Here is a 19,751-nt window from a genome sequence, read left to right as displayed (position 1 = left end):
CATCAGTTCCGGTAGACGTCGAGCCGTCCGCACATCCCGAACTTCCCACGGGCCGCCGGCTGTTCGGAGCGCACGACGGCATCGGCGAGGTGCGGGAACTCCCCCCGCTCCAGCGCGTCGAGCTGCACCGCGGTGGCCGCGGCGGCGGCCTCGGCGCCCTGCCGCCAGCGTTCGCGCCACTCGGCGATGCGCGGCCGTACGAGCGCGGCGGCGGCCCGGTGGAACGCCGCCAGGGCCTCGGGCCCCTCGGCCGCACACAACGCCCGGTAGCCCTCCAGGGCGAGGTCACGCCGGGCCCGGGCGACGCGCTCCTGTTCCTCCTCGAGCGCGTCGGCCGGGATGGCGGTGGCGCGTGCGTACGTCTCGGGATCGGTCAGGTATTGCGGGGGCAGCGTGAGGACGGCGTCCCCCGCTTCCGGCAGACCGCTGTTCTGCATGAGGACGGTGATCCGCAGATCGCTCTCATTGACCAGCCGGTGGATGGTGCCCGGGGTGAACCAGGCGACGGTACCGGCGCGAAGCGGAGTCACCTCGCACCCGGACGCGGTCAGCGTCTGCACGGCTCCGCGCCCGCCGGTGACGACGTAACCCTCTGAACACGCCAGATGCATATGAGGGGTGCCGCCGCACACCCCGTCGGCGGCGGGCCAGTCGTACACCGACAGATGCGAGACGGCGACGCCACCGGGCAGCCCGGTGTGGGTTGTGGTCATGTTCCGTCAGCACTCCGTTTCACAATGACAAGCGCTTTCCCTCTTCCAGAGTATGCGGCTTGGAAGGCGGGGTCCCGGGGAGCGCCAGGCGACCCTGCGTGAGGTGGCGCGGGCGGTGGGCGTCTCGCAGGCGACGGCGTCGCGCGTGCTCAACGGAGTGTCCGCAACGTCCGGCAGGCGAACGTGGACCGGGTGCTCGCCGCGGCCACGGAAGGCGTACGACTCCATGGTGAAACCCGCTGCCGGGACCGCGGGTCACACCGCCACGGCACCCGGCGGGCACGCCTACGGCTCCGTCTGCCCGGCCCGATCGCCGTACTGACCCCGCAGCTCGTCGGCGTGGAGAACGCGGCCTCGTTGCCCTTCACCTGGTCCGGGCGAGCCGGATCGCCCCAGACGTGCCCGAGGCACTGGGGCGGCTCGACCGGGTGACAGGGGTGCCCACATGCGGGTGTTACACCGGCGTTCATGAAGTCCCGGGACGTCACCCCCGGCGCATGGCGTGGAAGGCACGTCGACCTGTGCGGCTGCGGGCGCCCACCGGCTCGTGGGCGCCCGCAGTCGAAGGCTTCAGGGATGCACCGGGGGTGTGGCGCCAATCAGCCGACCGGCCTGAATGTCCACAGCAGGTTGGTGCTCTGCACCCACGTCCACTGCTTGGTCACGGCCCCTGCGGCGACCATACCGCCGCCGTCGATGACCAGTCCCGTGCTGCGGTTGGCGATCGAGTACTGGCCCTGGCCGCGGTGGGTGATCTGCCACTGCTGGTTGTTACTGCCGTCCCAGGCCCTCTGCCGGACCGGGTCACCGTTGCTGGTGGAGCCCCAGCCATCGGCGACCAGGCCGTTGGTGCGGTTGACGAGCCTGTAGTAGCCGTTGCCGAGTTCGATTGCCTGCCACTGGAGGTTGTTGTGGTCGATCGGCTCCCACTGCTTCAGGTTCGAGCCGCTGGTGAAATTGCCGCCGCTGTCCAGCGCCAGGCCGCTCGTCACGTTGCCCAGGCGGAAGTACGTCGCCGGGTTGAACGTCACCCTCAGCGAGGCGATGACGTCATTGTTGCCGGTCACCCGAAGGTCGGGGTTGTTCGAGGTGAACGTCCAGGCGGTGCCGGTGAAGTTGTCGCCGGAGTAGCCCGTCACCTGGAAGCCGTCGGGCACCAGGATGGACGAGGCCATGGCGGGCTCCAGGCCGGCGGCGGACAGCTGGGAGGAGGTGTAACTGCCCAGCGGCAGAACGGCGTGGGTGCCTTGATAGCCGACGTTCTGGAAGACCGTCGGTGAGACACTCATGGGCATGCCCTGGACCTCGACGCACACCACGGAGACGTTCGCGTTCGGGGCGGTGGCCGGCACAGTGACGTTGATCTGGTCGGTGACGGTGTAGGAGAGCGAGGCCGAGGGGTTGTTCAGCAGGTAGACGCGGCTGATCGTGTTGTCGATCCTCGGGATCCGCAGCCGGCCGTTGGTGGGCCAGGTGAAGACGTGGGCGAAGAGCTTGCCGTTCTTCTTGGTGACCTTCCCCCAGGAGGGTTCGGTGGTGAACGGGCTGCCGCTGGTGCCGTGAATGCTGTCGCTGTGCGTCGACATCCATGAGGCCAGGCCGTTGAGAACCGTCTGGGATCCGGCGGGGACCGAGCCATCGCCCTTGGGGCCGATGTTCAACAGGAGGTTGCCGTCCCGGGAGACCACCGTGACGAGTTCCTGGACGATGTCCTTGACGGATCGGTAGGTGTTCTCGGCCCAGTCGGTGTAGCCCCAGGCGCCGTTCATGGTGGCGCACCGCTCCCACGGTCGGCTCATCGGCGCGGAGGGGATGTCGAACTCCGCGACGGCGTAGTCGCCGAGACCGTGGTCCCGCTTGACCCGTTCGTTGACGATGAGGCCGGGCTTGCGGGCGATCAGCCAGTTGTAGAGGTCGACGCCGTCGGATTCCAGCCACCAGTCTTCCAGGGTGGGGCTGGAAGGGTTGCCGAACCAGTCACCGTCGAACCACAGCAGCGCCGGGTCGTAGCGGTCCAGCAGTTCCTGCAGCTGTGCCTTCATGTCGGCGATGTAGGCGGTGCGGGCGGCCTGCGAGGACATCGTCGTGAGCCCTCTGTAGTGACGGTCGGTCTGGGAAGGGTGGTTCCAGTCGAGGATCGAGTAGTACAGGCAGAACTTGATCCCGCGGCTCTCGCACTCCCTCTTCAGGTCCATGAGCGGGTCGGTCTGGATGCCGTTGTAGTCGCGCAGGTTGTACTGCTTGGTGCCGGTGGTGTCGGTGAAGCCGGCGACGTTGGAGTCCCACATCGCGTAGCCCTCGTGGTGCTTGGCGGTGATCACGAGGTACTTCATGCCGGCGTTCTTGGCCAGTTCGGCGATGGCGGCGGCGTTGAACGCGGTCGGGTTGAAGTTCTTGGTGACCTGGTTCTGGTAGTCGGCCTTGCTCCACCGCTGGTTGTCGAACGCCCACTCGCCCTGGCCGAGCTGCGAGTAGGACCCGAAGTGGATGAACATCCCGAACCGGCCCTGGTACCACCAGTCCATCTTCGAGGGGACGGTGTACGCCTCGGCGGTGGAGGGCCACAGGACCTGCGGCAGCCCGAAGGCCGCCACTCCCCCGGCGAGGGCGGCGGCCTTCATCAGAGAGCGTCTGCTGAGGGAGGCAGAGGACATGGTGCGGCTCCATTGGTCAGGGGGAGGGATGACAGGGCGCTGGGAGCGGAACGCCGACATGACCGTCGTGCTCCGCACCGCCCCCAACAAGACATCGGATGGATTTATAAGAGAACTACGGTGGCTGCGTCTATAGCTGTGGCGAGATTGACTCAAAGTACGAGATAAGTCAGGTTGCCTTTGCGGGAGCCGGAGCTCACACGTTCATTCACTCGCCGAGCAAAGCCCTATACATCGGATGTCCGGGGAGTGGGGGCGGCTCCCGGACGAGTGGAAGGCAAAATCGTGGCCGAACGGGCGCGCAGCACTGTGTAGGCGCGGCGGAACTCACGCGGGTCGCTGTAGCCGAGTTCGGCTGCGATGGCGGCGATCGACCTGCGTGTCTGCGTCAGCAGTACGTCGGCCTGCTGCCGCCGTACCCGGTCCTGGATCGCGCCGAAGCTGTACCCGGCCTTGGCGAGGTGGCGATGAAGGGTGCGGGGACTCGTGCCGAGCGCGTCAGCGACCTGCGTCGCCGTTCTTCGGGAGCGGAGGTCCTGGCGGAGTGTTCCTGCGACGGCTGGGACCAGAGCGTCGACCGGGTCGGAGTCCAGGATCGCGCGAGTGGCGTGCAGAGCGGCCTCGAACTGGGTGGCGTTCGCCGTGGGAACGCGCCGCTCTTCGAGGGCGATGGGCATCGTGAGGGTCGTGCGTTCGCAGTCGAAGGTGACCGGGCAGCGCCACAGCCGGGTGTACTCGGCAGCCCAGGGTGGCGGAGGGTAGGACAGTTCCGCGGCCGGCGGGCCGGATGACGGGCCGAACATGAGCCGAGTGAGGACCACGATCCCGGCGAACGCCTCTTCGCTGAGTCGAATGTGGCGGCGGTGGGTCCGCGCCGACCGGCGGCTGATTGGCTGGTAGGACTCACAGGATTCATTTCGCTTTCGACGTGGCTTGGTGCGAGGGCGGGACACTCCGGTGCCTTGTGGCCGCGCGCGGCCTACGACGGCCCCACCACCGCGTGCCGCGTCATCGTCGCGGTTCCGCCGGCCATGCGACGCCGGATCCGGTTCGTCCCCGACCTTCCCGCCGCGCACCATCGCCCGCGTCACACTCGGCAGCGAAATCCCCGCCCCGGGGCCGAGCTCACCCTCCTCGGAAACCCCCCTCCACCTGGGCATCTACCGCACAACCGACGCCCAGGCCATCGTCCACACACACGCGCCGTGGGCCACCGCCCTCGGCCTGGTGCGCGACGACCTACCCGCCGTCCACTACGCCATCCTCCGATCCGGTCCGGGTGACGACCAGCTCCCCGCGTCCGGCCCGTCAGTGACGCCACGGCGATTCGCAAGGGGAAGGGGTGCGGATCGCCGAGAAGGACAGCTCGTGCGGCACGTACCCGAGGGCCGTCGCGACCGCGTCTCCCCATGCCGACCGTGCTCGCCCCCGCCGGGGACGAAGGCCGCGGTGCGGCGTCGTGTCGGGAGCGGCCGCAGGCCATGACCAGGAGGGCCGAGACCAAGGCCCGCAGGCAGAACCTCGCGATCGTCGGCCGAGCCGGTGACCGCTGCGTTCGGCTCCGAAGAGCCTCCTCCAGGTGTGGCGTCCGCAGGGAAGGCGGGGTAGCGGCGGTGGCCGGTGGTGAGGAGTTGGGCCACGGTGGGGAACAGCCGAAGGCGCAGGCGGTGGGGCTCCCAGAGTGCCAGAAACCAGCGGTACAGCTAGCGCATGTTTCGGAGGAGCACAGGTCCTCAGGTCGCGCCGTCCGTGGGTACAGGTTCGGTGAACTGGTCGAACAGCATGACGGCAACCCTTGTCACGAGGGACCAGTCCGGGTCCCCGTGCGGGTCCGTCAGGTCCACGTAGCCGGCGATCCACCGCATGTGGAAACCGTCCAGCAGGGAGGCGATGCTGGTGGCGAGTTGATCGACCTGGTAGGGCGCACGCATGCGCAGTCCGTAGGTGTCGAGCAGGGCCTGGTACGCCTCGCAGGCCACCTTGGTGAACGACTCGCCGTAGTGTCCGAGGGCCTCACGGACACGCGGATTCGAGGCGCTGGCGTAGAAGCCGAGCATCACCCGGTAGATCGGGTCCACCCGGTGGTTGCGGTGGTTGTCGGTCAGTACGTCGTTGAGGGCTTCCTGCCAGGTGATGCCCTTCTCGACGGCTTCCCGGAAGCGGCGGATGCTGTCGGGCAGGCCGGGTACCAGTTCCGCCTGCCGGGAGGTGAGGTGGAACAGCAGCTCGGCCTGGAAGTCGGCCTGAGCCGGCCAGATCTGGTAGATCGATCCGGTGGTGACCGCCGGTGCCGCCTCGTCGCCCAGCCGGTCCCGGATGATGCGGGTGGCCTCTTCCGTCACCTGCTTGACCCGCACATGGGCCAGCGCCGCGGAGACCGCGGCCTCGCTGGTGTCGGCGGTTCCCGCACAGACGAGTTTGGTCGCCGCTTCCAGCATGAGCGCCCGGGTCTCCTCCAGTGAGCGCCGAGGCAGTCTGCGTCTTCCGGACTGTGCCGTCACACCGTCCCCCTTCCCCGCGTGATCGTTGAATCGAAGTGAACCGAGGCGTTGACAGGGGGTTAGCGTACACCTAGATTCCCGGTTCGTAAGAAAGTTACGAAAGCCCGGGGAGTCGCCTGAGCAGGCCCTTTCCGGGCCCCTCCGAGCCGCCCTCCGCGCTGGTCACCCCGTGCGCTCCAGGTCCCCGGCCGACCGCTGCTCGGCTCCCCGTTGCGCATGCCCTCGGCATGCCTCCCCCTCACTCCGCTCACGGAGGTCTCGTATGCCCACCCATCCGCGTGCCCGAAGACTGGGCCTCATCGCCTCCCTCCTGGCGCCCGTCATGGGCCTCACCGCCTGCAGTGGCTCGCAGAGCCCGGGCTCGGCCTCGACCGGTGCCGGCGCAGCGGACTCGTCAGCCGCCGCGGACACCCGCCCGTCGGCCGCCGTGGTGACCGACTATGCGAGTTACGTGGGAGGCAAGGCGGGCAGGGCCGACTCCGGCCTCTCCCCGGTCACGCTCGGCTGGGTGAACGTCGAGGGCGGCCCCGGCGGCAGCCCGGAGGCGACCCTGGGCGCCGAGGCAGCCGTTCGGTACGTCAACGAGAAGCTGGGCGGAATCGGTGGCCACCCGCTGCGGCTGAACGTCTGCACGGTGGTCTCCGCCGAGGAGGAGGGACAGAAGTGCGGCCAGCAACTGCTCGGCGACAAGGACGTCTCCGCCATCGCCCTCGGCAATCTGTACCTCGGCGACGCCTCCTTCAACTCCGTGGTGGCGGGCAGGAAGCCGGTCCTGGTCGGCGTGGCGACGGGGCCCACCCTGCCCACGGCGAAGAACACCTACAGCACCTTCGGCGACCTGCCGCACATCTTCGGCACCTGGGGCACGTACTCGCGTGACGTCCTCAAGGCGAAGACGGCGGCCGTCATCCACACGAACACCCCCGGCGACAAGATCGCCTCAAGCGCGGCGGTCAAGGGACTCAAGGCCGCCGGTCTCACCGTCAAGTCGGTCGGCCTCGACGCGCAGGCCACGGACCTGATCGGCCCGGTCACCGCGGCCGGCGCCAACTCCGCCGATGTCATCGTGCCCATCACGATCGGCTCCGGGTGCGTCGGAGTCGCCAAGGCACTCAAGCAGCTCGGCATCGACAAGCCCGTGGTGTCCACGCCCCTGTGCATGTCACCGGACGTGGCCAAGGGCCTGGGCGGTGATCTGCCCACATGGACCTACGGCGTCGCCCAGACGCTGCCGACCGACACCTCGGCCGCCGACTCCAAGGCGTTCCTGACGGCATCCGGCCAGGTGGGGCTGGACGAGGCCACCGCGTCCCAGGTCTTCGCCCCCCTGGGCTGGAGCACGATCCTGACGTACGCCAAGGCGCTCAACGCCGTGGGAGCGGACAAGATCACCCCGGCGGCCGTCTCCGCACAGCTGAAGAAGTTCACCGGGCCGGTCGTCATGGGTGCCGCCGAGGTCAAGTGCGCCAAGTACCCGGACGCCCCCGCGGTCTGCAACGACCAGGCGCGGTTCTACCAGTACAAGGGCAAGGGCGCCTTCCAGCCGCTGACCGACTGGCTCCGCCCGCCCCGGTGACCACCGTCCCTCCGTCCGCCCGGGTCGCGTCCGGCCCGCGACAGACCTTCCCGTGCCGTGTTCCCGAGGCCCGAAGGCTTCCCCACGCCCTCAGGAACACGGCGCTCCAGGAGTGAGAAATGGAACAGATCCTGCTCTTCGCCGTACTCGGCCTGGGCCAGGGGGCACTGATCGCCGGCATCGCCCTCGGCGTCGTGGCGACCTACCGGGGCTCGGGCATCATCAACCTGTCGACCGGCGCCGTCGCGATGGTCGCCGGTTATGTCTTCTGGGCTCTGAGCACCGGCTTCTTCGGCTTCTCGCTGCCGACCGCCGCCGCCTTGGCGGGGGCGCTCATGGCGGCGCTCGCGGTCGGTGTGGTCACCGAGGTCGCGGTGTTCAAGCCCTTGCGCGCGGTCTCCCCCCTGGCCAAGCTCGCGGCGTCGCTCGGCATTCTGCTCACCCTGCAGGCCACCGTGCTGCTGGTGTTCGGCACCCAGCCCCAGCAGGCCCCGAGCATCCTGCCCTCGGACGCCGTCACCGTCCTGGGCGTCACCACGCCCGTCGACCGTTTCCTCCTGACGGGGCTGGTGATCGCCGTCGCGCTCGCCCTCGGGGCCCTGTACCGGTGGACCCGGTTCGGGCTCGCCACCCGCGCCGCCTCGGAGAACGAACAGGCGGCGCTGCTGGCCGGTCTGTCACCCAACAGCGTCTCCCTCGCCAACACCCTGCTGTCCGCGCTGATCGCGGGGCTGCTCGGTGTCCTGGCCGCACCCATCGTGCAGGTCGACTCCGTCACGCTCCCGCTGCAGGTGGTCCCGGCCCTCGCGGCGGCGCTCTTCGCCGGATTCACCTCACTGTGGATCGCCTGCTCCGCCGGCATCCTCATCGGCGTCCTGCAGTCGGTCGTCTACTACCTTTCGACCCAGAGCTGGTTCCCGACCGACAACGGCAACGCCATGCCGGGACTCCAGCAGCTGCTGATCTTCATCCTGATGATCATCGCGCTGTATGTGAAGGGGGCGGGCCTGCCCCGCCGTGGTGAAGTCGTCGAGCAGCGGCTGCCCGCCGTACCGCTGCCGGACCGACTGCTACGACCGGCTGTCCTGGCCACGGCCGCCGCAGCCCTCGCCCTGGTCGTGTTGCCGTTCGACTTCCGCCAGGCGCTGACGAACTCGCTGATCGGCGCGATCATCGTCCTCTCGTACGTCGTCATCACCGGCTACGTGGGACAGATCTCCGTGATGCAGCTCGCGCTCTCCGGCACCGCCGGTTTCGTCCTGTCCCACCTGGCGACCGGACTGCGCATCCCCTTCCCCTTCAGCGCGCTCGGCGCGACCCTGCTGGCCACCCTGCTCGGTGTGGCGGCCGGCATCTCCGCGCTGCGGGTCCGCGGCGTGAGCCTGGCCGTCGTCACACTGGCCGCCGCACTCGCGATGGAACAGGCCCTGTTCACCAACACCTCCTTCGGCGGCACCGCGGGAGTGACCGTGCCCCCTCCCCGCCTGTTCGGGGTGGACCTCGGTCCGGGCGCGGCCTTCCGCGGCCTGGACGGCAACGAACCCAGCCCCCTCTTCGGCTTCCTCGTCCTGTCCGTCGCCGTCGCCCTGGGGCTGTACGTGGCCAACCTCAGACGCACCGGGCTCGGGCGGCGCATGCTCGCCGTCCGCTCCAACGAGCGCGCCGCCGCGGCGGCGGGCGTCAACGTACGGGGCGTGAAGATCGCGGCCTTCGGCATCAGCTCCTTCATCGCCAGCGCCGCGGGGACCCTGTACGCCTACAACTTCGGCTCCGTCAGCGCGGCCCGGTTCACCGCACTGGCCGCACTCGGCCTCATCGGCTTCGCCTACATCGGCGGCATCACGATGGTCTCCGGAGCTGTCATCGCCGGCCTGATGTCCACCGAAGCATTCATCCCGCACGCCCTGGACAAGTGGTTCGGCATCAAGGGGACCTGGGCCCTGCTCTTCGCCGGTGTCTCCCTGATCGTGACGCTGATCGCGAATCCGGACGGCATCGCGGGCGCCAACCATCGCCGTAGGAAGGCCAGAACAGCCGCCCGTACGGCGAAAGCCGCCCAGGCCACCCTCGCCGTAGACGCCGCGCCGGACACCGCCGGGGCCACAACGGCGCCCGCCCCCGAGGAGGTCGCACGATGAGCATGTTCAAGGTCCGTTCGCTGGGCGTCAGTTACGGCGGCGTCCACGCACTCAGCGACGTCACCCTGGATGTCGCCGAAGGCCAACTGGTGGGACTGATCGGCCCCAACGGCGCGGGCAAGACCACCTTCGTGGACGCGGTCAGCGGACTGGTCGGTGCCCGGGGCCGGGTGGAACTGGACGGCGAGGACCTGACCGGCATGCCACCGCATGCCCGCGCCCGCCGAGGTCTCGCCCGCACCTTCCAGAGCAGCGAACTCTTCGAGGGCCTCACGGTGACGGAGAACCTGCGCGTGACGGCGGAACAACCGACCTGGCTCAGGGCGTTCGGCGAGACCCTCGGCCGCCGCACACCACCGCCCTCCGCCGTCGCCGACGCCCTCACCACCCTGGGCCTGCAGGATTTCGCCGACGCATCCCCGGCCGAGCTGTCCCAGGGACAGCGCAAACTCGTCGGCGTGGCCCGGGCCCTGGCCGCCCGCCCGCGCATCATCTGCCTCGACGAGCCCGCCGCCGGCCTGGACACCGCGGAGAGCGCCGAACTCGGCCGCCGCCTGCGCGCCGTCGCCGACGCCGGCACCGCACTGCTCCTCATCGACCACGACATGGGCCTGGTGATGGGCATCTGCGACCACCTGGTCGTCCTGGAGTTCGGCAAGGTGATCGCGGCGGGACCCCCGAGCCGGGTCCGCGACGACCCCGCCGTCATCACCGCCTATCTCGGCGCGTCCGCCGTCCGGCCCGCCGACGCACCCGTACCGGACGGCGGCACTCCCTCGCTCGCCACCGGTCGGCCAGGGGTTCCCAGCGCACCGGAGACATCTTGACTTCCTCCCCCTCCTAAAGGCGGGGGATTCCAGCGGTCGCCCGCTGGGTTTCCTGCTTCACCGACGACCGCCCCGTCCGGGAGGACTCCCGTTGAGGTCTTACACCGTCTCCACAGGCAGACGCCGCCAGCCCGGCGGCCAGGATGTTGCGTGCCGCGTTCACGTCGCGGTCATGCACGGTGCCGCAGTCGCACGTCCACTCGCGGACGTTCAGCGGCAGCTTCTCGCGGACCGTGCCACAGGTTCCGCACAGCTTCGAGCTGGGAAACCAGCGGTCGATCACGACGAGTTCGCGCCCGTACCAGGCGCACTTGTACTCCAGCATGGAGCGGAGCTCCGTCCACGACGCGTCGGAGATGGCGCGCGCGAGCCTGCCGTTCTTCAGCAGGTTGCGAACGGTGAGGTCCTCGATCACGACCGTTTGGTTCTCACGGACGAGCCGAGTCGACAGCTGGTGCAGGAAGTCGCGGCGCCGGTCGGCGATCCGCGCGTGGACCTTGGCGACGCGACGGCGGGCTTTCTCCCGGTTCGCCGAGCCCTTCGCCTTGCGCGACAGCTCACGCTGCGCGCGGGCCAGGCGGGCGCGGTCACGCCGTTCGTGCTTCGGGTTGGCAACCTTCTCACCGGTGGACAGGGTCACCAGGGAGGTGATCCCGGCGTCCAGGCCGATCGCCGCTGTGGTGGCGGGGGCCAGGGTGATGCTGTCCTCGCACAGCAGGGACACGAACCAGCGGCCGGCGCTGTCGCGGGACACGGTCACCGTCGTGGGCTGCGCACCTTCTGGCAGGGGACGCGACCAGCGGATGTCCAGGGGTTCCGCCATCTTGGCCAGAGTCAGTTGCCCGTCGCGCCACGTGAAGGCGCTGCGGGTGTACTCGGCAGACGCGCGGGACTTCTTCCGGTTCTTGTAGCGCGGGTACTTCGCGCGCTTGGCGAAGAAGTTCCCGAACGCCGTCTGGAGATGGCGGAGCGCCTGCTGGAGCGGGACGGAGGACACCTCCGTCAGGAAGGCCAGCTCCTCGGTCTTCTTCCACTCCGTGAGCGCGGCGGAGGACTGCACGTAGGAGATCCGGCGCTGCTCGCCGTACCAGGCCCGTGTGCGCTCCTCCAGCGCCTTGTTGTACACGAGGCGGACGCAGCCGAACGTGCGCGACAGCTCAGCTGCCTGCTCGTCCGTGGGGTAAAAGCGGTACCTGAACGCCCGCTTGACCTGCTGCATCATGCCTCACACTCTATCAACTCCCGTGTGAGCGGCGGGTTTCGGTCAGCGGGCGGTGGACGCCGGTCCGCCCTGACGGCGAACCGGCTCTTCCTGCCCTGCTCCGCAGGAGCTTCGTTTCCTCCCCTGCCGGAAGGCCGGGGTATCCACGAAGGAAGGCCCCGATGAACACACCCGTCCTGGAAGTGGCCGGACTCACCGCCGGCTACGACGGAGCCCCCGTCGTCCGCGACCTCGACATCACCGTCGGCGCCGGCGAGGTCGTCGCCCTGCTGGGCGCCAACGGCGCGGGCAAGACGACGACGCTCAAGGCCGTCTCCGGGCTGCTGCGTCCCTCCGCCGGCACCATCACCTTCACCGGAACACCCCTCGACCAGGTACCCGCGGCGGCCCGCGCGCGACGGGGCATCGCACACGTCCCGGAAGGCAGGGGCATCTTCTCCGGGCTGACCGTGGCGGAACACCTGCGCCTGGGACACCGGGGAGAACGGCTCGACGAGAAGGCGGCGTACGCCTACTTCCCGGTCCTGACCCGCCTGCGGGACCGCAAGGCCGGGCTCCTGTCCGGCGGAGAACAGCAGATGCTCGCTCTGGGACGGGCCCTGGCCCGTCGTCCCGAGCTGCTGCTGCTCGACGAACTCAGTCTGGGCCTGGCCCCGGTCATCGTCGAGGAACTGCTGCCCGTCGTCAGGCGCTTCGCCGACGACTCCGGCTGCGGGGTGCTGCTCGTCGAGCAGCACGTCGGCCTCGCCCTGGAAGTCGCCGACCGAGGCTGCGTCCTCTCCCACGGCGAACTCACCGTGCAGGCCACGGCCCGGGAACTGCGAGCGGACCGGTCCCGGATCGTGGCCGGTTACCTGGGCGAAGGTTCCTGACCACCCCACCGGCACGCACGGATCACGCCTCTCGACTCACCCATTCTCAGGAGAATCATGTTCACTTTCGACAGCGCCAGGGACGGCGTACGCATTCACGTGCACATGTGGCAGCCTGTGGGGCCACCGCGCGGAGTGGTGCAGATCGCGCACGGTATGGGCGAACACGCCGGCCGATACGCCGCGCTCGCCGAGGCGCTGACGTCCCGGGGCTTCGCCGTGTACGCCAACGACCACCGGGGACACGGGCTCAGCAGGCATGCCGCCCCGGGTCATCTCGGCGAGGGCGGCTGGAACGGACTCGTCGGCGATCTGGTGACGCTCTCCGAGACCATCCGGGAGCGGCACTCCGGTCTGCCCCTGGTGCTGCTCGGCCACAGTCTCGGCTCCTTCGCCGCGCAGCAGTACGTACTGCACCACGCCCACCTCGTCAACGCCCTGGCTCTGGCCGGCACCACCGCGGTCGACGCAATGCTCGCCAACCAGGCGGCCGACGCCGGGAACCCGCTCGCCGCCCTCAACAAGGACTTCGAACCCGCTCGGACGCTGTTCGACTGGCTCAGCCGTGACCCCGAAGCCGTCGACGCCTACCTCGCGGACCCGCTCTGCGGCTTCAGCCTCGATGCCGAGGGCATGCGGCAGGTCGCCGCCGCCTCGGCAGCACTCGCGCAGCCCCGGGGTATCCCGGCACACCTTCCTGTCCACGTCCTGGTCGGCGACCGGGACCCGCTCAACGCCGGGCTCGCGCTGAGTGACCTGCTCGTCGACCGCTACCGGCAGGCGGGCCTCACCGACATCACCTACCGCGTCTACCCCGAAGCGCGGCACGAACTGTTCAACGAGACCAACCGTACGGAAGTCGAGGACGACCTGCTGGCTTGGCTGGAGCGGGTACTCGCACACCACGAGAACGAGCGGGTGCTGCCGTGAGCTCGACCATGGCTGTGCCGGTGCGCCGGCCCGGGGCGCCGGCATCCCTGTCGCTGCGGGGTCAGTTCGTCACGCGGAAGGTGGCGTCGCTGCGGCCTGTCGCAGTGCTGATCGGGTCGAGGCGGAGTTGGTACGCGTAGTGCCGGATGTACCGTTCGGGATGGTTGTAGGACTGGAACGACGACCAGGTGGGGTCCGCGAGCCCGGCGACCTGCCGGAAGGTGGCGTCCGCGGCGAACTGGGCGGTGCCGTCGTTGCGGACCAGCTGGAAGTCGTAGTTGGAGTGGCGCAGGAAGTATCCGGGGTAGTTCACCGACTCGAAGGAGACGGTGCCGGAGCCCGCCAGGCCGGGCCGCCGCCGGAACTGGGCGTCGGGGCCGGTGATGTTCTGGTCGATGCGCACGTCGAAGTTGGCGTGCCGCACGTACCGGTCCTGGAAGTTGTACGACTGGAGCCGCTTGGCCGGGGTGCCGGCCCAGCGGGCGAGGACGCGGGTCTCCTCGGCGGCCGTGAGGTTCAGGATCGAGCCGTGGCGCTTCTTGGTGGTGCCCAGGTGGTAGCTGCCCGACGCCGGGAGCCGGTAGGTGCCGACGGCGGAGGGGTCGGTCGTCGTGACCGGCATGTACCCGCCGCGGGAGGCGTACTGGTCGAGGTAGAGGGTCCACTCGTCGCGGTCCCGGAACTTCATCCACATCGGACCCTCGACCTGGGCACCGGTCAGGCCGATGCCGGAGAGGTTGCCGAGGTTCGTCCACGTCCCGAGGATCGAGTTGCTGCCCTCGAGGGTGATCTGGCCGTCACCTGAGGCGCGTACGTAGCGGTAGTTGCCGACGCCGGCCGGCAGCTCGACGATCTGGGTGTCGATGAGTTCCTGGGTGCCGGGGCGGTCGATGTAGATCCGCGGGGTGGTGATGGTGCGGAAGTCGCTGGTGCGGGCGTAGAAGATGCGGTGCTTCGTCCTGCCGTCGAGAGGCACGTTCGTCGCCCAGTACAGGACGAAGTCGTTGGTCTCGGGGTCCCAGATCGCTTCCGGCGCCCAGGCGTTGCGGCCGTCGGGGATCGCGCCGGCGACGTCGAGCAGCCATGGCTCGGACCAGTTGATCAGGTCCGTCGACTCCCACACCACGATGCTGCGGCTGCCGTTGTTGATGGAGCCGTCCACGGTCGACCCGCAGCCCCAGCACAGGTCGGTTGCGATGATCCAGTACTTGCTGCCGTCGGGGGGTCTCACCAGTGCGGGGTCGCGCACCCCCTTCGTGCCGACTGTGGAGCGCAGGATCGACGCTCCGTCGTTGAGGTCGTTCCAGTGCAGGCCGTCCGTGCTGTGCGCGAGGTACATCTGCTGACCGGTCGACCCCTCCCCGGTGAAGTGCAGCATCAGGTAGCCCGGGTCGGCGGCGGCCGCCCGCTGAGGTGCGGCCAGGGATTGGGAGGTGAAGAAGAGACCGACGGCGGCCAATATCGCCGCGAGCCGGGTGAACAGCCTTTGCATGTGCGTGTCCTGTCTTTCTACGGGTGTCGGACGGGGTGAAAGCGGTCCTTTGGAAAGCCGGTGGCTGTGGCGGGCTCTGAGCTGGTGACAGCCGTCCGTCGCGCGTACGTACAGGAGACGCACAGGCGCGTCGCGCATAACGGAAAACACGGAACGGATGTAAATCCAGGGGCGGCGCCCGAGAAGCGCCCCCCGCGCATCCTCCGGTCTCGCTCCTGGCACACTGTCGCCCGCGGCACAGCAGGCACGGCGACGGGGCAGGTGGGGCGGGTGCGCTCTCAGGACAGGCAGGAACGGCCGGACGTCGCCGTCGTCATGGCGGCGCGGGCCGGGGACCGGCAGGCATCGGAACAGCTGATACAGGACTGTCTGCCGTTGGTCTACAACATCGTCGGGCGGGCGCTGGACGGGCACAGCGACGTCGACGACGTGGTCCAGGAGACGATGATGCGGGTCCTGGACGGGTTGCCCGGACTGGAGCAACCGGATCGGTTCCGGTCCTGGCTCGTCGCCATCACCGTGCGACAGATCCGTGACCGGTGGCGTACAGGGCGCACCTGGCTCACTGCGGAACCCCTGGAGGAGAACGGCGAGGACGCCGACCCGCAGGCCGACTTCTGCGACCTGGCGATTCTGCGGCTGGCGCTGTCGGGCCAGCGGCGTGAAGCGGTGGAGGCCACCCGTTGGCTGGGGGACGAGGAACGCGAGGTACTCGCACTGTGGTGGATGGAGAGTGCCGGTGAACTGACCCGCGGCGAGCTCTCGGCAGCCTGCGGCCTCACACCGCAGCACGCGGCGGTCCGGATCCAGCGGGTCAAGGAACGGCTGGAGACGGCGCGCACCGTCGTCCGAGCCGTGACCGCCTCGCCGCGCTGCCCGGACCTGACCGCCGTGCTCTCCTCGTGGGACGGGCGGCCGTCCGCACTGTGGCGCAAGCGGCTGGCACGCCATGTCCGGGACTGTCCGCGGTGCCTGTCGAGCTCGTCCGACCTGATACCGGCGGAGGGGCTGCTGGCCGGCCTCGCATTGGTGCCGGTGCCGGTCGGCCTGGCCGGCCTGATCCTGGCCAGGGTGCCCGGGGCCGACCCGGCCGGGTCGGCCGTCGGTGCGGGCACGCGTACGGCGAGCGGTTCGAGCCGTGCGGCTCGGACGATCGGCAGGCTGGCCGCCAAGCCCGCTGCGGCGGCAGCCGCAGGTGCCGTCACGCTGGCGGCTGCCGGAGTGGCCTGGTACGCCGCCACGGGATCGCACGAGCCGGCCACGCGACCCGCCGTAGCGGCCCCGTTGTCGCCCGCTGCCTCAACCATGCCGGCGCCCCTGAGAACGGCCGCCTCATCGCGACCGACTCCGACACCGACTCCGACACCGACTCCGACACCGACTCCGACACCGAAATCGACGCCCACGGCGTCGCCTGCTACGACGGCTGAGGGGCGGGTTTCGGGGCGTCATGCTCTGCGGTCGGTCGGCAACCCCGGCGACTACGTGAGCCAGTCCGGCCGGCTCGGCATCCTGGCCCCGGTCGGCGACACCAGTTCCGCGGCCACCCGGCAGGCGGCCACCTTCACCTTCGTCCCCGGCCTGGCCGACCCCCGCTGCTACTCGCTCAGGGACGCCACGGGCAGGTACCTGCGGCACTACGCCTTCCGCATCCGGCTGGACCCCGACGACCGATCCGCCATCTTCCGGAAGGACGCCACCTTCTGCCCCCGTTCCGGTTCCACGGCCGGTTCGGTCTCCCTGGAGTCGTACAACTACCCCGGCCGATACCTCCGCCATCGGGACAACCTCCAGCTGTGGCTCGACCCTTCGCAGAACACGGCCGCGTACCGGGCCAGCCGCTCCTTCGTCCTCGTGGCGCCCTGGACCTGACGCCGAATTGCCTTGCCACGGATCTCCGAGCGGTCCATGCCGGGGTGGGGCCCGCGAGTGCCGGCGTCCCACCCCGGCCGGGTGTCATCGGATGTGCTTCGCCGGCTTGGTGGCGGCGTTGAGCAGGTACTCCAGCGGGCCGCGGCGGAAGAAGCGGGACCAGATCGCGGCGAACAGGGTGGCCCCGAGCACGAACATGAGCAGCGGCACCCAGGACTGCTGCGTACCGGTCCCGGCGGGCACGGACAGCGCGGACTGCGCGACGAAGTGGCCGACGTAGGCGGTCAGGGACATGGTGCCCACGGCGATGACCGGTTTCGCCAGGCGACGCAGTCGAGGCAGGCGGTCCATCACCACCGACGCGCCCACGATCACGAGGATCGCGACTCCGACGCTGCCGATGATGTCGAACGTGGTGCCGCTGTGCGGCCCGGCCGTCAGGAGCAACGACGCCGGCATATCGGGGAACGACCCGCCGTCGGGAGGCATCGACCCGGAGCCGCCGGACGACGACCCGCCTTCCGCAAGGCTCTTCAACGCGCCCTTGCCGGCCAGCAGCAGGGACAGGCCGTAGGCGGTCACGGTGAGGGAGGCGCCGAGCGCGGCCAGGCGTCGCTGGACAGTGCCGGAGGACAGGTCGAGGCGGCCCAGCGCCATACCCGCGATCACGAACGACATCCAGGTGAGCGCCGGGTAGAAGCCGGTGAGCAGCAGATCCAGCACTCCCACGTCGCTGAGCCGGTGGAGCGGGTCGTGGGCGTTGATGCTCTGCTGGACCGACTCGCTCAGCAGCGAGTTCAGGGCGAAGGCCAGCTGTGGTGTGACGAGGGCGAACGCGGCCGCGGTGATCGCGAGTGTCCTGGCCGACAGGCGCACCAGGGGCAGGGCGAGCAGGAAGTAGACGCCGTAGAAGCCGAGGATGATCACTCCCCCGTATTCCATGGCCATCGCGGTGCCCAGCGCCAGCAGGACCACGGCGCGGATCGCGATGCGGGCCTTCGCCTGCCGGCCGGCCAGGCCGGTCTTCGGTTCGCGGCGGCCTGCGAGCAGCATCAGCGAGAACCCGGCGAGGGTGGCGAACAGGACCGACGAGTGACCGTCCGCCAGGTACCGGATCCAGCTGGCGACGCCGTCCGTGGCCGACAGCGGAGGGCCGATGTGCACGACGTACATGCCGAACACCGCCAGCGCGCGGGCCAGGTCCACCCCGACGAGGCGTCCCATCGAGGGGCCGGGCGAGGCCGGCACGGCGGACTCGGGGGAGGTTCGGGGCTGCGGAGGCGTTTTCTCCTGCGGAGCTGACGTCTCCTGCGGCGGCTGTGTCTGTGTCATACGGAAAATCTCGCGTGGACGTCGGGGGGCGGACCATCCGGCAGGCTTCGGGAATGGCCCCGCCGGTCGGCGGGTCCCGCCCTGCCGACCGGCGGAGTCCGGTCCGACCGGTTCGGTGCGCCCCGGCGCCCGGCGGCGGGCGCCCGCGCACGATCACACCCGCTTCTTCTGTCCCTGGGACAGTCCCCCTCTCGGGGCGATCACCGTTCTCGCTCTCCGCACAGGCGCGTCGGTGCGGGCGGCGATGTCCTGGGGAGTCACTCCCGGCCCGCATTCCACGAGAGCGAGGCCCTCGGGTGTGACGTCGAGGACGCCGAGGTCGGTGATGATGCGGTGGACACACCGTTCGCCGGTGAGTGGGAGGGTGCACTCCTTGAGGATCTTCGGCGAGCCGTCCTTGGCGGTGTGTTCCATGAGCACGATGATCCGTCGGGCGCCGTGGACGAGGTCCATCGCGCCGCCCATGCCCTTGACCATCTTCCCGGGGATCATCCAGTTGGCCAGGTCGCCCGCGGCGGAGACCTGCATCGCACCGAGCACGGCGGTGTCGATGTGCCCGCCGCGGATCATGCCGAAGGACAGGGCCGAGTCGAAGAAGGAGGCGCCGGGCAGGACGGTGACGGTCTCCTTGCCCGCGTTGATCAGGTCGGGGTCGACCTCGTCCTCGGTGGGAGAGGGTCCGGTGCCGAGGATGCCGTTCTCGGAGTGCAGGACCACCTGGACGTCCGGGGGGAGGTGGCCGGGGATGAGGGTGGGCAGGCCGATGCCGAGGTTGACGTAGGAGCCGTCGGCGAGTTCGGCGGCGGCGCGGGCGGCCATCTGTCGTCGGGTCCAGCCCAGCGGGGTACGGACAGGGGCGCTCATGCTCGTACGGTCCTCTTCTCTATCGGCTTGTCGGCGGCCTGAGCAGCGGTCAGTTCCACGATCCGCTGCACGAAAACGCCCGGCAGGTGGACCTCGTCCGGGCTCAGCGCGCCCGGCTCGACGAGTTCCTCCACCTCCGCGACAGTGACGCGGCCGGCCATCGCGGCCAGCGGGTTGAAGTTGGCGGCGGACTTACGGAAGACCAGGTTCCCGTGGCGGTCGCCGCGCCAGGCCCGTACGAGGGCGAAGTCGGTGGTGATGCCGTGCTCCAGGACGTAGGTGCGGCCGGCGAAGTCGCGCGTCTCTTTGGGAGGCGAGGCGACGGCGACGGTGCCGTCGGCCGCGTAGCGCCAGGGCAGTCCGCCATGGGCGACCTGGGTGCCCACCCCGGCCGGGGTGTAGAAGGCGGGGATACCCGCTCCCCCGGCACGCAGCCGTTCGGCCAGTGTGCCCTGCGGCACCAGCTCCACTTCCAGTTCGCCCGACAGGTACTGGTGGGCGAACTCCTTGTTCTCGCCCACGTAACTGCCGGTGACACGGGTGATCCGGCGATCGGTCAGCAGGACTCCCAGTCCGCGCCCGTCCACTCCGCAGTTGTTCGACACGACCTCCAGGCCGGTGGTGCCCTGGGCGTGGAGGGCCTGGATGAGCACGTCGGGGATGCCGCTGAGGCCGAAGCCGCCGACAGCCAGCGACGCGCCGTCGGAGATGTCGGCGACCGCCTCTTCAGCGCTCGCCCAGACCTTGTCCATGAGAAG

17 protein-coding genes are annotated in these 19,751 nt (G+C 69.7%); 8 read left to right on the top strand and 9 right to left on the bottom strand.

Translation table 11 applies throughout. The features are described from left to right. Window positions 1-2 precede the first annotated feature (2 nt). Window positions 3-713 carry a cupin domain-containing protein gene (locus tag ACH5AC_RS32395; RefSeq protein ID WP_398865824.1) on the bottom strand — a complete coding sequence of 237 codons (711 nt, stop codon included), beginning with the start codon at window positions 711-713 and terminating at the stop codon, window positions 3-5. Between the two features lie 52 nt (window positions 714-765). Between ACH5AC_RS32395 and ACH5AC_RS32390 the strand changes: the two genes are divergently transcribed. Continuing rightward, window positions 766-1,035, top strand: coding sequence for a LacI family DNA-binding transcriptional regulator (locus ACH5AC_RS32390; protein WP_398865823.1), 270 nt, complete (start codon window positions 766-768; stop codon window positions 1,033-1,035). A 277-nt stretch (window positions 1,036-1,312) separates the two neighbouring features. On the opposite strand, the gene ACH5AC_RS32385 is transcribed toward ACH5AC_RS32390, so the two are convergent. Together ACH5AC_RS32385 and ACH5AC_RS32380 are read right to left on the bottom strand one after the other, a co-directional pair. Next, window positions 1,313-3,367: an alpha-L-fucosidase gene (locus ACH5AC_RS32385; RefSeq protein ID WP_398865822.1), complete on the bottom strand. Its 2,055-nt coding sequence runs from the start codon at window positions 3,365-3,367 to the stop codon at window positions 1,313-1,315. 227 nt (window positions 3,368-3,594) lie between these two features. After that, window positions 3,595-4,446 carry a helix-turn-helix domain-containing protein gene (locus tag ACH5AC_RS32380; RefSeq protein ID WP_398865821.1) on the bottom strand — a complete coding sequence of 284 codons (852 nt, stop codon included), beginning with the start codon at window positions 4,444-4,446 and terminating at the stop codon, window positions 3,595-3,597. Between ACH5AC_RS32380 and ACH5AC_RS32375 the strand changes: the two genes are divergently transcribed. Beyond that, window positions 4,445-4,852, top strand: coding sequence for a class II aldolase/adducin family protein (locus ACH5AC_RS32375; RefSeq protein ID WP_398865856.1), 408 nt, complete (start codon window positions 4,445-4,447; stop codon window positions 4,850-4,852). The two genes, ACH5AC_RS32380 and ACH5AC_RS32375, sit on opposite strands and share 2 nt — an antisense overlap. 248 nt (window positions 4,853-5,100) lie before the next feature. On the opposite strand, the gene ACH5AC_RS32370 is transcribed toward ACH5AC_RS32375, so the two are convergent. Beyond that, window positions 5,101-5,805: a hypothetical protein gene (locus ACH5AC_RS32370; RefSeq protein ID WP_398865820.1), complete on the bottom strand. Its 705-nt coding sequence runs from the start codon at window positions 5,803-5,805 to the stop codon at window positions 5,101-5,103. A gap of 325 nt (window positions 5,806-6,130) precedes the next feature. On the opposite strand from ACH5AC_RS32370, the gene ACH5AC_RS32365 reads away from it, so the two are divergent. From ACH5AC_RS32365 to ACH5AC_RS32355, 3 genes are all read left to right on the top strand, one after another. Further along, window positions 6,131-7,444 carry an ABC transporter substrate-binding protein gene (locus tag ACH5AC_RS32365; RefSeq protein WP_398865819.1) on the top strand — a complete coding sequence of 438 codons (1,314 nt, stop codon included), beginning with the start codon at window positions 6,131-6,133 and terminating at the stop codon, window positions 7,442-7,444. Between the two features lie 119 nt (window positions 7,445-7,563). After that, complete coding sequence (locus tag ACH5AC_RS32360) at window positions 7,564-9,582, top strand: branched-chain amino acid ABC transporter permease (protein ID WP_398865818.1); 2,019 nt, start codon at window positions 7,564-7,566, stop codon at window positions 9,580-9,582. Further along, window positions 9,579-10,409: an ABC transporter ATP-binding protein gene (locus ACH5AC_RS32355; RefSeq protein WP_398865817.1), complete on the top strand. Its 831-nt coding sequence runs from the start codon at window positions 9,579-9,581 to the stop codon at window positions 10,407-10,409. The genes ACH5AC_RS32360 and ACH5AC_RS32355 overlap by 4 nt, the downstream gene beginning before the upstream one ends. A gap of 13 nt (window positions 10,410-10,422) precedes the next feature. Here ACH5AC_RS32355 and ACH5AC_RS32350 read toward each other — a convergent pair whose 3' ends face one another. Next, window positions 10,423-11,631 (bottom strand): RNA-guided endonuclease InsQ/TnpB family protein, encoded by a 1,209-nt coding sequence (locus ACH5AC_RS32350; protein ID WP_398865816.1) that lies wholly within the window; start codon window positions 11,629-11,631, stop codon window positions 10,423-10,425. Between the two features lie 161 nt (window positions 11,632-11,792). Here ACH5AC_RS32350 and ACH5AC_RS32345 point away from each other — a divergent pair, with 161 nt between their 5' ends. Together ACH5AC_RS32345 and ACH5AC_RS32340 are read left to right on the top strand one after the other, a co-directional pair. Further along, window positions 11,793-12,503, top strand: a complete 711-nt coding sequence (locus ACH5AC_RS32345; RefSeq protein ID WP_398865815.1) for an ABC transporter ATP-binding protein — start codon at window positions 11,793-11,795, stop codon at window positions 12,501-12,503. Between the two features lie 57 nt (window positions 12,504-12,560). Continuing rightward, on the top strand, window positions 12,561-13,433 hold the full coding sequence (locus ACH5AC_RS32340) for an alpha/beta fold hydrolase (protein WP_398865814.1): 873 nt from the start codon (window positions 12,561-12,563) through the stop codon (window positions 13,431-13,433). A gap of 61 nt (window positions 13,434-13,494) precedes the next feature. On the opposite strand, the gene ACH5AC_RS32335 is transcribed toward ACH5AC_RS32340, so the two are convergent. Continuing rightward, window positions 13,495-14,925, bottom strand: coding sequence for a glycoside hydrolase family 43 protein (locus ACH5AC_RS32335; RefSeq protein WP_398865813.1), 1,431 nt, complete (start codon window positions 14,923-14,925; stop codon window positions 13,495-13,497). Between the two features lie 270 nt (window positions 14,926-15,195). Here ACH5AC_RS32335 and ACH5AC_RS32330 point away from each other — a divergent pair, with 270 nt between their 5' ends. Then, a complete protein-coding gene (locus ACH5AC_RS32330; RefSeq protein WP_398865812.1) occupies window positions 15,196-16,797 on the top strand; it encodes a sigma-70 family RNA polymerase sigma factor in 1,602 nt (533 codons plus the stop codon). Between the two features lie 84 nt (window positions 16,798-16,881). On the opposite strand, the gene ACH5AC_RS32325 is transcribed toward ACH5AC_RS32330, so the two are convergent. The 3 genes from ACH5AC_RS32325 to ACH5AC_RS32315 form a co-directional block, all read right to left on the bottom strand. Then, a complete protein-coding gene (locus ACH5AC_RS32325) occupies window positions 16,882-18,129 on the bottom strand; it encodes a DUF418 domain-containing protein (RefSeq protein WP_398865811.1) in 1,248 nt (415 codons plus the stop codon). 153 nt (window positions 18,130-18,282) lie between these two features. Continuing rightward, a complete protein-coding gene (locus ACH5AC_RS32320) occupies window positions 18,283-18,969 on the bottom strand; it encodes a 3-oxoacid CoA-transferase subunit B (protein ID WP_398865855.1) in 687 nt (228 codons plus the stop codon). 20 nt (window positions 18,970-18,989) lie between these two features. Continuing rightward, window positions 18,990-19,745, bottom strand: coding sequence for a CoA transferase subunit A (locus tag ACH5AC_RS32315; RefSeq protein ID WP_398865810.1), 756 nt, complete (start codon window positions 19,743-19,745; stop codon window positions 18,990-18,992). Window positions 19,746-19,751 lie beyond the last annotated feature (6 nt).

The organism is Streptomyces sp. NPDC018693 (assembly GCF_044391385.1).
Lineage (GTDB): Bacteria > Actinomycetota > Actinomycetes > Streptomycetales > Streptomycetaceae > Streptomyces.
The sequence above is the reverse complement of the archived record's forward strand: the minus strand, read 5'-3'. Positions and strand labels throughout refer to the sequence as shown.